21 protein-coding genes and 2 tRNA genes are annotated in these 15,031 nt (G+C 34.4%); 18 read left to right on the forward strand and 5 right to left on the reverse strand.

Going from position 1 to position 15,031, the window contains the following annotated elements; all coding sequences use genetic code 11:
• The first annotated feature begins 14 nt into the window (after positions 1-14).
• The 4 genes from QZ659_RS15835 to QZ659_RS15850 all read left to right on the forward strand — a co-directional run bounded on the left by QZ659_RS15835 (position 15) and on the right by QZ659_RS15850 (position 4,705).
• Positions 15-2,474 carry a TonB-dependent receptor plug domain-containing protein gene (locus tag QZ659_RS15835; protein WP_291727220.1) on the forward strand — a complete coding sequence of 820 codons (2,460 nt, stop codon included), beginning with the start codon at positions 15-17 and terminating at the stop codon, positions 2,472-2,474.
• Between the two features lie 69 nt (positions 2,475-2,543).
• Entirely contained in the window at positions 2,544-2,732 is a 189-nt protein-coding gene (locus QZ659_RS15840) for a hypothetical protein (RefSeq protein ID WP_291727222.1), read from the forward strand.
• A gap of 89 nt (positions 2,733-2,821) precedes the next feature.
• Positions 2,822-3,637, forward strand: a complete 816-nt coding sequence (locus tag QZ659_RS15845; RefSeq protein WP_291727224.1) for a hypothetical protein — start codon at positions 2,822-2,824, stop codon at positions 3,635-3,637.
• 12 nt (positions 3,638-3,649) lie between these two features.
• Positions 3,650-4,705, forward strand: a complete 1,056-nt coding sequence (locus QZ659_RS15850) for a S41 family peptidase (RefSeq protein WP_291727226.1) — start codon at positions 3,650-3,652, stop codon at positions 4,703-4,705.
• A gap of 385 nt (positions 4,706-5,090) precedes the next feature.
• Here QZ659_RS15850 and QZ659_RS15855 read toward each other — a convergent pair whose 3' ends face one another.
• Both QZ659_RS15855 and rfbC read right to left on the reverse strand, forming a co-directional pair.
• Positions 5,091-5,588, reverse strand: a complete 498-nt coding sequence (locus QZ659_RS15855; protein WP_291727228.1) for a Dps family protein — start codon at positions 5,586-5,588, stop codon at positions 5,091-5,093.
• A gap of 130 nt (positions 5,589-5,718) precedes the next feature.
• Positions 5,719-6,261: a dTDP-4-dehydrorhamnose 3,5-epimerase gene (gene rfbC / locus QZ659_RS15860; RefSeq protein WP_291727230.1), complete on the reverse strand. Its 543-nt coding sequence runs from the start codon at positions 6,259-6,261 to the stop codon at positions 5,719-5,721.
• A gap of 177 nt (positions 6,262-6,438) precedes the next feature.
• Between rfbC and QZ659_RS15865 the strand changes: the two genes are divergently transcribed.
• The gene (locus tag QZ659_RS15865) at positions 6,439-7,491 is read left to right on the forward strand and encodes a M48 family metallopeptidase (RefSeq protein ID WP_291727232.1); all 1,053 of its coding nucleotides are present in this window, start codon (positions 6,439-6,441) and stop codon (positions 7,489-7,491) included.
• 67 nt (positions 7,492-7,558) lie between these two features.
• Here QZ659_RS15865 and QZ659_RS15870 read toward each other — a convergent pair whose 3' ends face one another.
• From QZ659_RS15870 to QZ659_RS15880, 3 genes are all read right to left on the reverse strand, one after another.
• Positions 7,559-9,943 (reverse strand): hypothetical protein, encoded by a 2,385-nt coding sequence (locus QZ659_RS15870; RefSeq protein WP_291727234.1) that lies wholly within the window; start codon positions 9,941-9,943, stop codon positions 7,559-7,561.
• Between the two features lie 258 nt (positions 9,944-10,201).
• A tRNA-OTHER gene (locus QZ659_RS15875) sits at positions 10,202-10,326 on the reverse strand.
• 354 nt (positions 10,327-10,680) lie between these two features.
• Positions 10,681-11,169: a helix-turn-helix domain-containing protein gene (locus QZ659_RS15880; RefSeq protein WP_291727236.1), complete on the reverse strand. Its 489-nt coding sequence runs from the start codon at positions 11,167-11,169 to the stop codon at positions 10,681-10,683.
• Positions 11,170-11,366: 197 nt separating this feature from the next.
• On the opposite strand from QZ659_RS15880, the gene QZ659_RS15885 reads away from it, so the two are divergent.
• The 13 genes from QZ659_RS15885 to QZ659_RS15945 form a co-directional block, all read left to right on the forward strand.
• The gene (locus QZ659_RS15885) at positions 11,367-11,576 is read left to right on the forward strand and encodes a hypothetical protein (RefSeq protein ID WP_291727238.1); all 210 of its coding nucleotides are present in this window, start codon (positions 11,367-11,369) and stop codon (positions 11,574-11,576) included.
• The gene (locus QZ659_RS15890; protein ID WP_291727239.1) at positions 11,554-11,727 is read left to right on the forward strand and encodes a hypothetical protein; all 174 of its coding nucleotides are present in this window, start codon (positions 11,554-11,556) and stop codon (positions 11,725-11,727) included. Before QZ659_RS15885 ends, QZ659_RS15890 begins: the two co-directional genes overlap by 23 nt.
• 8 nt (positions 11,728-11,735) lie before the next feature.
• On the forward strand, positions 11,736-12,107 hold the full coding sequence (locus QZ659_RS15895) for a hypothetical protein (RefSeq protein ID WP_291727241.1): 372 nt from the start codon (positions 11,736-11,738) through the stop codon (positions 12,105-12,107).
• A 13-nt stretch (positions 12,108-12,120) separates the two neighbouring features.
• A complete protein-coding gene (locus QZ659_RS15900) occupies positions 12,121-12,585 on the forward strand; it encodes a hypothetical protein (protein ID WP_291727243.1) in 465 nt (154 codons plus the stop codon).
• A gap of 46 nt (positions 12,586-12,631) precedes the next feature.
• A complete protein-coding gene (locus QZ659_RS15905; RefSeq protein WP_291727245.1) occupies positions 12,632-12,886 on the forward strand; it encodes a hypothetical protein in 255 nt (84 codons plus the stop codon).
• A gap of 138 nt (positions 12,887-13,024) precedes the next feature.
• A tRNA-Tyr gene (locus QZ659_RS15910) sits at positions 13,025-13,109 on the forward strand.
• Positions 13,110-13,200: 91 nt separating this feature from the next.
• Positions 13,201-13,374 (forward strand): hypothetical protein, encoded by a 174-nt coding sequence (locus QZ659_RS15915; RefSeq protein WP_291727247.1) that lies wholly within the window; start codon positions 13,201-13,203, stop codon positions 13,372-13,374.
• Positions 13,371-13,568 carry a hypothetical protein gene (locus tag QZ659_RS15920; RefSeq protein WP_291727248.1) on the forward strand — a complete coding sequence of 66 codons (198 nt, stop codon included), beginning with the start codon at positions 13,371-13,373 and terminating at the stop codon, positions 13,566-13,568. Before QZ659_RS15915 ends, QZ659_RS15920 begins: the two co-directional genes overlap by 4 nt.
• Positions 13,522-13,797 (forward strand): hypothetical protein, encoded by a 276-nt coding sequence (locus QZ659_RS15925; protein WP_291727250.1) that lies wholly within the window; start codon positions 13,522-13,524, stop codon positions 13,795-13,797. The genes QZ659_RS15920 and QZ659_RS15925 overlap by 47 nt, the downstream gene beginning before the upstream one ends.
• Positions 13,790-14,053, forward strand: a complete 264-nt coding sequence (locus QZ659_RS15930; protein WP_291727252.1) for a hypothetical protein — start codon at positions 13,790-13,792, stop codon at positions 14,051-14,053. The genes QZ659_RS15925 and QZ659_RS15930 overlap by 8 nt, the downstream gene beginning before the upstream one ends.
• Before the next feature lie 4 nt (positions 14,054-14,057).
• Positions 14,058-14,279: a hypothetical protein gene (locus tag QZ659_RS15935; RefSeq protein WP_291727254.1), complete on the forward strand. Its 222-nt coding sequence runs from the start codon at positions 14,058-14,060 to the stop codon at positions 14,277-14,279.
• Positions 14,276-14,575, forward strand: coding sequence for a hypothetical protein (locus QZ659_RS15940; RefSeq protein ID WP_291727255.1), 300 nt, complete (start codon positions 14,276-14,278; stop codon positions 14,573-14,575). The genes QZ659_RS15935 and QZ659_RS15940 overlap by 4 nt, the downstream gene beginning before the upstream one ends.
• Positions 14,523-15,031: hypothetical protein (locus QZ659_RS15945; protein ID WP_291727256.1), on the forward strand; the 509-nt coding region annotated here is incomplete at its 3' end. The genes QZ659_RS15940 and QZ659_RS15945, both read left to right, overlap by 53 nt.

Genomic DNA, 15,031 nt, shown 5'->3' on the forward strand with positions numbered 1-15,031 from the left:
AATATACATTGATTTTGAAAAGATATAGTTTGAAAGCCATTTTTTTTATCCTTACTGTGGGATTTAGTTTTTTTCTTAGCACAGTAATTCTTGCCCAAACCAATAAAGATATTGCCATCATTGAAGGGCAAGTCTTAGATTCTCTTAAAAAGCCCGTTTCAAATGCTTCTGTCGGAATTTTGGAAGAGGGAAAAGCTGTTCAGACGGATGAAGAGGGAAAGTTTAGACTAGAATCTTCTCCAAAATTTTCAAAGGAATTTTTAGGAAAAGAGGTTACTTTGGCAGCGCAACATCCAGAGTTTAGAACCTTTAGACAAAAAATAGTTCTGAAATCCTATCAAAACTATACGATTCGCCTTTCAGAATCTGAACTGCTCAAGGCTGTTGAGGTTACAGCACAGATAAATAACGATGATAGAGAGACAAGCAAAATAGTTCTTGATACAGAGGGTTTGGAGGCTACACCTACTGGAACAGGCGAGTTCTCACAGATTTTGGTTACACTTGGATTAGGAATTACAAGCAGTAGCGAACTTTCGTCAGCATATTCTGTGCGTGGTGGAAATTATGAAGAAAATCTAATTTATGTCAATGGAATAGAGATTTATCGTCCTTTTTTGGTGCGTTCTGGACAGCAGGAAGGGCTTAGTTTTGTCAATTTGGATTTGGTAAAAAAGGTAGAGTTTTCAGCAGGAGGGTGGCAAGCCAAATGGGGGGACAAACTTTCTTCTGTTTTGAATGTAGATTATAAAAATCCTACAAAGTTTGCAGGTTCGGCTTCTGTCGGACTTTTGGGTGGAAATGCACACGTTGAGGGAACAAATAAATCTAAGCGTTTTTCATATTTAGCAGGGGTTCGCCATAAAGATTTGAGCTACCTTTTAAATACGTTGGAAACAAAGGGAGAATATCAGCCTCGTTTTTCAGATTTTCAATCCCTTTTGAGTTATAAACTAGGAAAGCTAGACAAAGACGGAAATTTCAAAAATCAAGACAAAAATACTACACTTAGTCTTTTGGTTGCTTACTCTCAAAATCGTTACCGTGTTTTTCCATCTGGCAGAGAAACTACTTTCGGAACGTTTGATGAGCAAGTGCGCTTTTTTGTAGATTATACAGGCGAAGAACTGATGAACTACACGACTTATCAAACTGCGCTACGTCTCACTCAAAAATTCTCTCAAAATTTCTCAATGGATTTTACAGTTTCAGGTGTGGATACAAGAGAGCGAGAGTTTGTCGATACAGAAGGTGCATACCGTTTGTGTGATGTCAATAATGATATTACTTCAGACAATTTTAATAAATGTACGCTCGTTCGTGGGGCAGCTTCCGAATATTTTTATGCTCGTAATTCGTTAGATGCTCAAATTTATTCTTTTAAAAATCGCTCTTCGCTAAGATTGGGCGACCGAACAATGGTAGAGTTTGGAGGAGAAATTAAAAATGAAATCATCAATGATGAGCTTTTTGAATACAAAGTTTTAGATTCGGCTGGCTTTGCAGATATAAATTATTTTGTGGAAACAGAAACACAGTTAAACTCTATCCGAACACAAGGCTACGCTCAAATTTCTCATTTCTTTGGAACAGACACAGCCGAATGGCACAATGTTACTTTTGGAGTACGTGTTCATAACTGGTCATTGAATGGGCAAACGTTTATTAGTCCACGTCTTCAATACAAATATCAACCCGATTGGAAAGCAGATATTCAGTTTGGATTGGCAGCAGGAATTTATCAGCAATCGCCATTTTACAGAGAACTTCGCAACTTTGCAGGAGAGGTAAACGAATCACTTTTAGCACAGCGTTCTTTGCATATTATTGGAAGTATGGACTGGGATTTTAAATTCTCAAAACGTCCTTTCAAGCTCATTGTAGAGAGTTATTACAAACAAATTGCCAACCTTATTCCCTACGATGTGGATAATATGCGCCTTCGTTATTATGCTACTAATGCAGCTAGAGGTTATGCATGGGGGATTGATTCCAGAATTAGTGGAGAGTTTATAAAAGGAACAGAATCTTGGTTTAGTTTGAGTTATCTCCAAACCAAAGAAAATACTGATTTTGATGAGCGTGATTTTATTCGTCGCCCCACCGACCAGCGAGTAACAGCAACTATATTTTTTGAAGACCATTTTCCAAACAATCCTACTTTTAGAGTGAATTTGAGAGTTTTATTTGGTTCTGGTGTTCCTTTTGGTGCACCAAATAATCAAAATTACCGTTCTTTTTTTAATAATCCTTCCTATCGTCGTGTAGATATTGGTTTTTCTAAGTCGTTGGTTTTTGACGAGGATAGACGTATTAAATCGGTTTGGCTAGGCTTAGAGGTCTTGAATATTTTGGGTGTAGAAAATATTATTTCGCACCAATGGATAAGCGATTATGTCAATGATGTTCAGCTTGCTGTTCCGAACGGACTCTCACAGCGTTTTTTGAATGTACGTGGAATTGTGAAGTTTTAGGAAAATATCGTCGGTGAGACACCGATAACGGCAGAGTTTAAGAATAAAAAAACAACAAATTTAACCTAGATGAAAATCGTAAAAAGTATAATATTTGCTATCGTTGACCTAATCACATTGATTTATGGAGTAGGCTTATTTTTTTTAGGAGTAGATGAAGGAGGAGCTAAGTTAGCTTACGGAGCTTGTCTTATTGCATTATTCTTCCTCATTCGTCTTTGGAGAAAAGAATATAGAGAGAGAACTACGGAATATTAATATTTCAAAAAAAATATTTTTTCATAGGGGGGAAATTTCTTCTGTGCGTCTTTATACCATCAACCTCGTAACTAAAGACTCACTCTCTTATGAAAAAAACTGTTTTGCTACTGATGAGCTGTACCATATTTTTCTCTTATTATACAAAAGCTCAAACTAAGGAAAAGAATCTTAATCAGATTATTTCTACATTATCAAAAAAGAATAATATAGGCATTCAAATAGGTGGAAACTATTCTTACTTCAAAGACCTAAACTACTCACCACTTAACTATTTAGGAAGAGGAGTTTTGTTAGGCATCAACTATCAAAGGATTACAAAAAAGGGAGATATATTTTTCTCTAACATTGATTTCTCAAGCTCTACTATAAAGCCAAACAAAGAAATAGAGAGCTTTGAAGCAGATTATTATTTGGCTAACCTAGAAGTAGGTTATCTTAAAAAAATACCACAGAGAAATGAAAGATTAGTCCTTCACATAGGAGGAGGTTATCATACTTATTTTAATGCTACTTTTTATGATGGTGTGGAAGCTATTTCTTTTTTTGCCTTACACGGCATAGACCTCACTGGCAGACTTTCCTATCGTTTGAGTTCAAGGCAGCAGATAACTACCTCTCTTTCTGTTCCCATTTTTGGACTGATGTCTCGCCCTCCTTATACAGGTTGGGATAAATTTATCGTAGAAAGCCAAAATAACCCTGTAAGAGTATTTTTTAGAGGAAAGTGGACTTCATTCAATGACTACTTGGTGGTAGATTATGATTTGAACTATTCGTATAAATGTTCTCCCAAATGGGCAGCTTCTGCAAATTATAGGCTACAATATTACAAAACAGAACAGATACATTCAGTAAAATCTATGAATCAACAAATTAGCTTAGGATTAAACTTCAACTTTTAAAAATATACTTTTATGAAAACTAGAAATTATATCATCGGAAAACTACTTTTATTATTTTTCGTGCTCTCTTCTTGCCAAGAAATGGTTTTGGGTGATGAGGAAGCCAATACACCAGAAAATAACTTTGAGATATTTTGGAAAGATTTTGATAATTATTACGGGCTCTTTCATGCAAGAAATCATAACTGGGATAGTATTTATACTGTGTATCGTCCACAAGTAAACAGCCAAACTACAGATGAAGAGCTATTTGCTATTTTTTCTGAAATGATAGATTATTTAGACGATTCTCATACGTCTTTATACAATCCACAAACTGAAGATTTATTTAGATCTGGAACATCACAAAAAGCAAAAAATGAGTTAAGTATTCCTCTCATTAAGGATAAATACATCGAAAACACAACTGACATACCAGTAATCTATGAAGACGAATATTATTTCTATGGTAATATCAAAAATAAAGATATTGGGTATATTTATCTAAATGGAATAGAAACAGATGATATTGATTTAATGGATAAGATATTACAAGAGATTGGCAAGCACCAAGCAATTATTTTAGATATCCGAAGTAATTTTGGTGGAGATGATCCTGTGGCAACAGCCTTTGCTGGGCGATTTGCTAACAAAGAGAACTTTATCTATACAGTACAGCATCGTAATGGAAAAGAACACAATGATTTTTCAGATAAAATAGAATATTATACCAAACCAATAGGAAAAGAAAACTATTCCAAGCCTGTTATTATCTTGACAGATAATGTTACCATCAGCGCAGCAGAAATATTTTTACTACACATGAAATCATTTCCACAGGTAACTCAAATGGGAGATACTACTTCGGGAGATTTTTCAGATATTAGCATGCGTCGCTTTCTGCCAAATGGTTTTCAGTATCGCTATTCTATTATGATGTTTTTGCTTCCAAACGGACAAAGTTTAGATGGAATAGGACACATACCAAATATTTACATTAGAAATTCTGAAAATGACATCAAACAGCAGAATGATAAAGTATTGCAAAGAGCTATTGAGTATCTATTTGAAGAGTATGGAATAGAGTGATAGTAAAAATACCTTCTTCTATCTCATGTACAATTTGAAGAGTTGCAATATATAGTCTTTTTGAGTGTGTTTTAACGTGAACTAGGGATTATATTTATTAATTATCAATAAGTTATGATATTCTTTTAATCTTCGGTACTGCCCTTTGGGCTGACTTTGATTAAAAGTAGATCAGTCTCGTTAGAGCAGACCGAAAATAGTTTCTGTAGTGTATAGAGAAGCACTTAAGATTGGCTTTTAATCCCAAGATCACGTTATTTTATATAGTTATTGTTCGTATTTTTAGAAAACTTATTGTAACGCTATATCAGGACAAAACAGTATAATAAAAACACACTCTAAAATTTTCAGAGTGTGTTTAAAATGTGTGATAAAATAGCTAGTCTTAGTTATGTTTATTGCCTAACCAAGCTGAAAGCATCCAAACTGTTTTTTCTTGTACTTTAATAAAACCAGCCAACATATCTGTTGTTCCCTCGTCTTCTGCATCGCCAGCTACTGGGAGTGTTTCTCTTTCTTTTTGTATAAGGGTTGCGTAACCTTGAATAATAGCCTTTACAGATTCTACTTCATCACTAACATTTTTGTGTACTTTTACAGATGATTTATTCAAATAATCTTCGTACGTATGAAGTGGAGTATGTCCTAAAGTAAGGATACGCTCTGCAATTTCATCGATATTCAGTTGTGCTTCATTATAAAGCTCTTCAAATTTCACATGAAGTGTAAAAAAGTTCTTTCCCATCAGATTCCAATGAAAACCTCTTAGGTTTTGATAAAAAATTTGATAGTTACAAAGAATCTCGTTGAGATGGTCGGCAGTTTTGCTTGATTTTTCTTTATCTAATGCGATTCGGTTTAGCTCAATCATAGCTGTTTCCATAAAAATAGTATTTCTTTAAAAGTGAATTATTAATTAAAAAATGAAAAAGCCAATACTGACTTTTCTATATAATAACAACACACAAAATAGACTTTTGTTATAGAAATCTGAAAATCGGAACTAACAGAAGTTAATACTTAGTATCTTCAAATAAAGGCAAATTTTTATCTTTTTCTGAAAGAATAATTTTATTCAAATCCATTTGCCATTCTATACCAATTTTGGGGTCGTTGAAGTACATTCCAGTGTCAGCTTTTGGCTCATAGAAGGCATCACATTTGTAGAAAAACTCAGCATAATCACTCAATACTAAAAAACCGTGTGCAAAGCCTCTAGGAATGAAAAGCTGTTTTTTGTTTGTTCCAGAAAGAATAATACTAAAATGCTTTCCATAAGTGGGTGAATCTTTTCTTAAATCTACAATCACATCTTGTACTTCTCCCACAATTACTCGTACTAATTTAGACTGTCCGTGAGGCGATTTTTGAAAATGTAATCCTCTCATTACACCTTTTGTAGAACCCGACTGGTTGTCTTGTACAAAAGTAGGTTTTAGTCCTGTGTTCTTTTCAAAATCATTGAGATTAAAGCTCTCAAAAAAATATCCTCTATGGTCTTCAAAAAGGCGTGGTTCGAATACCCAAACCCCATCCAAATCTGTTTTAGTGTACATTAAATATTCACAATTAAATTTTTTAATTACGAATTACGAACAAATAATTAGAAATGATAATAAATAACAAAACTCTCCTATTTCTCGTAATTCACTACTATACAAAATAACGGATTAATTTTTTGACTTCCCTAATTTTCTAGCTAATTTTAGAAATACATTTCAATTAAAAATAAAATGACAACTCAGAAAACAGTTTTACATCAAATCTCTTCTCGTGCTTGGGAACACCCTGCCGACCGTGCTGCACTTGCTACCCTTAAAAGTGTACCTGGTTTAGAGAAACTCTTAAATTTATTTCTTGGAGCTACATCAGAACGTTCGCTTCGTCTCATTTACTTGGCTTCTGCAGTGCGTGTTTCAGAGAAGCAATTTAATAGAGTAAAGCTACTTTTTGATGAGGTTTGCAAGACATTTGATGTAGAGAAAAGACCAGAAGTATATGTTTCTCAGAGTGCTATTTTAAATGCTTCTGCTATTGGATTAGATAACCCATTTATTGTTCTTAATTCCAGTTTGGTTGAGCGATTAGATGACGAAGAACTAACGGAAGTTTTAGGACATGAACTAGGACATATTATGAGTGGGCATATGCTTTATAGAACACTTTATTTTATTCTAGAGAAAATATCAAGGTCATTTGTTCAACTGCCTATTCCAAATTGGATTTTTTCTGGTGTATATCTTGCCTTACAAGAGTGGAGTAGAAAAAGTGAACTTAGCGCAGACCGTGCAGGACTTTTAGCGACTCAAAATCCTGATGTTTCGCTTCGTGTAGCAATGAAACTAGCAGGAGGTAATTTTGAGCAGATGGATGTAGCTGCTTTCTTGGAGCAAGCTGAGGAGTATAATAATACAGATAATACAGGAGATGTTTTATTTAAGTTTTTTAATATCATAGGAAAATCTCATCCTTTTGCTTCTACTCGTGCGCTAGAAATCGTAAACTGGGTGCGTTCTGGTGATTATGATGCTACTCTTCAAGGAACATATCCTAGAAGGACAGATGCTGAGAAAAATACTTCGGTGTGGCAAGATGTGAAGGAGGCTTCTGAAAGCTATGCCAAGGATTTTAAGGAAGCCACAGAAATTACAAGAAATTCTACACAAGCTGAAATATTTAATGAGGAGTTTAGAAAGAAGGCTCAAAACGTATCTGAAAAAATGGATGAGACAACAAGAAAAGCAAAAGATTTTTTTGATGATTTCTTTAAAAGTAGAAATTCTTAGTTTTAGTATAAATTTAAAAAGACCTTTCATTGAATTGCTCAATAAAAAGGTCTTTATCATTTATGAATTAGTCCACAAGTAATTGTGTAACGGCTGCTGTATTCATCACCCATTCTTTTGAATAGACTTCATCAGCAGGATTTTGCTCGTCGTTTTCTTCCAACACTTCCAAATTTTGAGCTTCGGCTTTCAAAAGCAACAGATTTCCAACATTGAGTTTAGAATCTAATTTTGCTAAAAGCGTTTCTACATTGGTAGTGTTGAGCTGCCCAACTACTTGTCCGTGAAATGAGAGTTCTAGCCAAACAATCTCATTCTTATCAATATCCAAAACACCAAAAACTAAACCTTTTGTCAGTCCTTGCTGAATTCTGACTTGATGCTGAACACAAGAAGGGTCGTAGGCTACACCTGTTTTTTCAGAAATAGTCATTGGATATTTGCTATTCATCCAACCTACTACCAAATTAGGCGTAATTTCACCGTTAGAATATGCGTTGCATGTAAAAGTAACATATTTTGCTCCCTTTTGTCGCAACTCATGTACGTCTATATCAATGTATTCTGCTGTTCCTACTTTTTCTGGAATATACTGAATATCGCCACTATGCTTACAACCATCTGTTACTAGATTGCTGTACGAGCAAATATCATAAGCTCCTCCATACACTTTATATTTTCTTTGAGAATTATCTACATCTGATTTATAAGCCACATGACAACTCAAATCCATATCCAAATGCTGAGTTTTTAAGCCTTCACCCCATTGCATAAACAAGCGAACAGTATTTCCTTCTATCTCAAAACGAGTTCCCATAAGTGCAGAAGGCATATCTTGTACAGTTTCACTTCTATCACCTATCGAAACAGGAATTTTGAAAAGCATTGGGTCAATGTAGATGGTTTTGTTCTCGTTATCTTGAGCTTCAAAACGCTTCTTCATTGCCAATACACACATTTCTTCAATTCCTTCTTTCATCGCCTTTAATACTTCTTCATCATACAGATTAAGAAGTTGATTTTTAGGAATATTTTTGTTTGTTCCTCCAAGTGGCTTAACGGCACGCATTCCACCTTTTGTAAAATACGAATCGGCGTACATATTCAATGTAAATACAAGACGAGCAGGCACTTTGTCTATAATTTCAGAAAAAGCTTCCAAAACATCATCTTTTCCAAACCAAAGCATATTGGCAAACAAACTTCTAGCAAAAAGTCCAGGGCGTTGCTTCAAAAGCGACATCGTTTTTTCTACATCTGTACGCAAACGATATTTATCTACTTCCGATTGCCAAACTCTGTAATCTTCATTGTAGAATTTGTCTAAAACAATCTTGAGCTTCTCAAAACCAGCTTTTTTGCTGTATTCTGCTAGTCGCAAAGCACGAATAAAACGAACCCACATTTCACGTTTTGGATGCATTGCTTCACATATTGCATCGTAGCTCATCCCTAAATTATTTAGCCAAGAAGCCACCATAAAACATTCTTTTCTTGAATATTTTAGTTTTAAGTCTGCTTTTGCAGCCAGTTTTGTGTTTGCGCTTTGGTCTAAGTTAGGATTCAAAATGCTTCCAATATGTTTGCTGTTTTTAGACTTTCTTGCCACAACTACTTTTGGTTTTACAATCTGTAAAAATCCAGTATGCTTGTACCACAAATAACGCATTATATCAACTGGCGATTTGAAATAAATCTGTGCCTTTTCTGGCTTTCCAAACTCTACTAAGCTAGAAATAACAACCATCAGCGTTTCTTTCATTTTGATTTCTACGCTTGGCAATTCTTCGTCTTTGTAGGCTTGAATCATTTTTTTCAAGCTATCGATTTGAGTGGCATCAAGTGCCGTCTTGGAAGCTAAAAGGTCTTCAAAATACTGCTTTGCTTCTTTGTCTGTCCAAAGAGAAAGTATTTTTAGTTTACTTCCTTGTCCAAAATTTTCGTTTTCTAGTTTTCCAAACTCAAATGGAGTTCCACAAAACGGACAACCGTTGTAACGCTCCAAAGGAAATGTATTAGGTGGAATAGCGTGTCCACAAGGAAGTTCTGTACCTCTTTTTTCGTGTCCTTTGGGAATAAACTCATTGACAAACCAAGTCATCAAGTGGTCAGTAATATCTTCTCCTGTTGGAACGTCCCAGCCTTTTACGAGTGGTGTCCAGTTTTTATTTACACCCATTACCGTCTTGAACTTATCAGCAATCATAAGTTGATAGTTCGTTGGTAGATTGTTAAGTGCAGTCAAGAGCTTTTCATCTACTCCAAAGCCGAGCCGAGCCAAATTGGCTACCAAAACCGAAGTTGTCTGTCTTAGCTTTTTCTCTTCTCCAATCTTTGTATCGATTTGCTCATTGATTTCTGCAATTTCAGTCATTACGTAAACAGCTTGGTTACGTACAGCCACGGCAGAAATATTTGAGAATTTAGTAGTAGTTGGGAAAGTTGTTTCCATTGTGTTGTGATTTTTTAGTTTAAAAATAGGTAATCATAGAACTTGGAATCATTAAAAGTGATTTGCCTAGTTGGCAAAGGAAGTAAGTCCTATTTGACCTGAAATTTATCTTTTCTCACTCTAAAGAGTGAGCTACACCTAAAAGGTAATCTCAAAACTAATTTGCGTTTATAGCACCGTTATATTTACGAAGAAGTAAGTTTTGATTGACCTTGTTTTTTTTCTTTCTCACACTAAGTGTGCGCTACATTTATTTTGCCAAGTGGGCAGGATTCGAACCTACAACCTTCGGTATGGAAATAGAAGTAAATTTGAATTGACCTTTAAGAAAATGTAATCTTCAAATTAAAAAGCCGATGCTCTAACCATTGAGCTACCACTTGAATCAAATTATGATTATAACGAAGGTAATTACAAAACTGTGAATTACTCGTGTAATCCGACTTTTAAGCGAAAAGAAGGAAGTCTTGTTTGACCTATCATTTATCATCATTTTTTGTAAAATACAGGTAATTTCTAATCAATTTAGGAATCGAACCTAGTCCCCCAACTGTGGGAGACTCAACCAGTAGAGAAGTATGATTAGATTGACCTAGTATCTTTTTTCATAATGACTTTTTCATTATTAAAATTTGCGAGGCAGGTAGGATTTCTACTTCTGCCTTATTGTGGGTTCTAACACCGATTTTTTGAGTGAAGTTCCCAGTGTAGCACTAAAATTCATAAGGTAGTAAGTCTTAGTTAGAACTCACTAAGACAGGCGCACCTAATTTTGGGTAGAGGGAAACAAACTTTGTTTCTGTTACTTCCTCATTCTCAAAACTACCTATTAGATACGCCTTAGCCTTTCCCAAACTATTTCCTAAGTCAATTTTTAAATTGTTCATGACTATGTTTTTATATAAGTCATTCAACTCTTTACGAGTATCTGCCAATTCCTTTCTAGTATCAGATAGTTGTTTTACGAAAGAGTAGTTTTCTTTTAATAATTCACTATCATTTTTTATCTCTGTCTCTTCACTTACTGATAAATTTTCTAATTCGCTCATGAAAAATGAAGGTTGTAGATTAAATAGTTTGCACAAACCTATTAGTACATTCGTTTCTACACTATCTCTGCCATATATCCTACGAAGTGTAGGAATACTGATTTTTAGTTTTTCAGCTACTTCAGCTTGAGAAAAAGAAGATTCTTCAATAACTTTTTTTATTTTTTTACCTATCATATTTGATTGATTTACAGTTAGTTAGAAAAATTATTTACAATAAACGTTCATATATGAGCGTTTATATTTTTTTATAGGAAAATATTTTCTATATTTGTAACACAATGTAATACAAATATAGCAAACTTTAGAATATTATAGAAAAACAGTTTGCGAGTAGTTCACAAACTTTTTTTTGATAAGTAAAAAAAAATTGTATGGCAACTGAAAAAACACAAGAAGAACAGGTACAGTTTGGGTCGGTAAGAGTATTGAAATCTATCTATGACCCTATGAAAGCCTTTTTAGAAAAGAAGAGTAGAAAATGGTCTTGGTTTGCCAGAGGGATATTGCTTCTTGACGAAGAAGAGAGGCAAGAACTCTACGATAAAATCGAAGCAAGATATGAAGCCCAAGCCAATCAGTAAAATCAACGACTTGCAAGAACTAGAAGACTTGCATAAACAAGCTCATAGAGATATTGCAGCCGTAAAAGACCTGCAAAATGGTCAGAAACTGGTAGAAGAAATTCGTGAGCGTATAAAAGCTATAAAAAAACGTAAAATAGACCTTAAATAAACAATACTATGTTTCACTTGACCATTTTCACAGAAAATCATTTTGCTTGTCTAGGGATAAGTGCTAGAGCTTCTTTCCTTGATGTTATGAAACAAGAAGGAGAAACAGAAATAGATGCAGTTCAAACAGTTGATGATGATTTTGTAAAAAAAATATCATTAATGGAAGCACAATCGTTCGGTTTTACGCAAGAATTTAAAGATGGTTTTATTGCCATGATAAAAGAAAGTCTAGGTAAAAAGGTTCTGCTTGCTAATGAGTGGATTATGGATGCTAACTCTGATACATCTAAATATTATATGAAGGTTGTGGGTTTGTTAAATGAAGGTGTACCTCTTCAAGAGGCTGCAAATCAAATTCAATCTGAATACACAAAATAGACCTTAAATAACTATGCTACACCTACGTCTATTAACTGGAGAAGATGACTTTTTAGCTCTTAAAAAGGGCGACCAATTAGCCGTTGAGTTTAAAAAGCCTGTGGACGGTAAGAACTTTATGACTTTTGAACATACACTTATCAATGTGGAGAATGAGGTTATTATTTGTCGTACAAACAACTGGTTTTTTAACTATGACTATTATTTGGAAGGAAAAAGCCATGTAACAAAATGTTATTTGATTGATAAAAAGAGATATATGAAACCAACAAAAGTACAATGCCCTATCTGTAAAAATAATGTCTTTGCTGATGTTTATGAGATAGATTCAAAAACAGAATTACCAACTGAAACAGGTTTTTATTTATCCTGTGATGATGAAGAGCCAAAAGTATGTAATCTGACTTTTGAAGAAGGAATTGTTCTAAATAGAGAGGTGTATAAGTGGCTCGTAGATAACAATGTCAAAGGTTTTTAATCAAAAGGACTGTCTAATAAATTTTAAATCAAAAAATAACTTTGAAATGAAAGAGAAAACTATCAAAAAAGTAGCGAAAAAAGTAGCTACAAGTGCAAATTATCTTTTAGAAATTGATGCGTTAATCAGAGATTACGCCATTAAAAACAACCTTAATTTGTCTGTGGCAATGTCTGTCGCTAACGAATCTAAAAAAGGAGTTTTTGTTTCGGGAGGTTTGTTTTTTCACGGAGAAAATAAGGAATTGAGACCAAAACTTTTGACTGGAGTAGCTACCATAGTAGCTAAAGAATTAGACTAAAAATCGTGTTTGTGTGTAAAGAAGGCAGAAATGATGTTTTTGTCTTCTTTCAAAAAAAGCATAAAGGACTGTCTAATAAATATTTTTTTAACAGAATATTTGATTGTTTTTTTTTCTGACAGTCCTTTTCGTAAAAATTGAGTGTTAGCGAAGTGGTCAAACGCAATGGACTGTAAATCCATCAGCCGAAAGGTTTACGAAGGTTCGAATCCTTCACACTCAACGAACTACATTTTGTAGTTTTTGGGTAAAGGAGAGAGTAACTAAGGGGTTATTCTCTCTCTACCAAAAATCAATTTTTAATAACTGACTCTATGAAAAATCTATCAGCTTACGAACGTTTCCAAGAGAAACAAAAAGCAAAAGAAAGGAAAGAAATAGACCAAAATCAGATTGCTTTCCACGAGAGAGAAAGAGAAAAATTTCACAAGAGTAGTCTTGCACATAAGTTGCATTCGGACGCTGCTCAAAAACTGAAAAGGATATGAACACACTTACACCTAAAGAAAAAAAAGCTGCTGACTGTATTGCTTCATTAATACAGAGAGTACAGATTAAAATGATTACTGACCAAGACTATTACGAGGAAGTTGTTACAGAGCTTTCAGAAAAAGGTCTTTTACCTAAGATTAATTATGGGACAGAAACCAGTAAAGTCATTGCAAATGATGACCAAGTTTGATAAGAAAACACACGCCAAGCGTATCACAAATGCTAGAGAAAAGGTCAAAACACACCTTGAACTTATGCAAAGTTGTAAGCAGACACACCAAAAAATGCCAGTGTTTGATGTAAAGAAAACTGATTTTGAAGTCATTTTGGAAAGTATGGATATTGCATTGGATGCCCTACACGGTACACCTATCAACATGTTTCCAGAAGAACAGCCAAAAGTAAATAAAAATGCTTGACAGACTAATAAAACTCTTTCTTTCCATTGCTACCATTCTATCCATTAGAAAGGCGATACTTTGGAAGAGAGAAGCACAGAGAAAGCCGAAAGTTGTCTATGTGATGATGCACAGAAAGAAAAGAGGTTCTAAATTCAAAACGTGTGAGTTTTGTAATCAAGCCTTTGAAGTAAAGCGTTCAGATGCCAAGTATTGTTCTAATGCGTGTCGTCAAGGTGCATTCCGTTTCAAAAACTCTGACCCTAATTTGAATTGAAATTATGCTAGGCTATATCCTATTTGCTATCACTCTCATAGTTTGTGTTCCAGTTATCATTACAGCATACTTGGATAACAAGAAATTGCGAGAAGAAAATGTATATCTGGACACAGACAATGTAACCGTACACAGAATACTCAATATTCAAGGCTATGCCAAAATTTGTAAGGAGTACGGAATAAAGCCAAGAATGGACATCATCGATAAAATGAAAAAGCTATGATTTACCTATACATTTCTCTTTGTATCATCTATACTGTTCTTACTTTTTGGGGAGGGTATCGCTTTGCAGAATTTTTGAAAAAGTGGAAAGCTAAACGAAAACGGAAACAAAATCGCATCAAGAAACAAAAACAGAAACAACTGTTAGAGTGTCAGAAACAAAAGCAAAATACCGATAGAAACAGCAGAAACGGCATTTTTTATAAAAATATTCAAAACGGAAAAAGAGTAAAATTTAACCCTAATGGAAGCAAAAGCAACAACCGTAAACCTAAGTTACGAAGATTCAATAAGTAGGAAGTCATTAGATACTTTAACAAGCTACTTGCCAAATATCTGCATAGCCATTGGGTTATTGATGCGTTTCGTTTTTGTAGCAATCATAGCCGTAACCTTTGGTTATATTTTTATAAGGTTATACAAAGAAGGACACGATTTTACAGCTTTATGTATTCAGTACGTTATTCCTATTCTTTCAGAAATTAGCTTTACGCTATTCTCGTTAGTTTCTGCTGCACTTTACTTGTATGGAGATAAAAGAAGCGTGTTTTTCTTCATCGGAGCAGTATTTGGACTTGTTTACAATGGCTTTCAGCTTTGGTTTTTATCAGATGCAATAAATTTTGGAGAGATGAACACAAAAGTTCAGCTTACACTTCAAGCTGCAAACTTTGTAGCGTGGGGATTAGTAGAGGGAGGAGCATTACTAACAGCAAGTAGAAATAACTCTGTAAATCAAACTAACTTACAGAA

The sequence above is a fragment of the Bernardetia sp. genome, from assembly GCF_020630935.1.
Taxonomy (GTDB): Bacteria; Bacteroidota; Bacteroidia; order Cytophagales; family Bernardetiaceae; genus Bernardetia.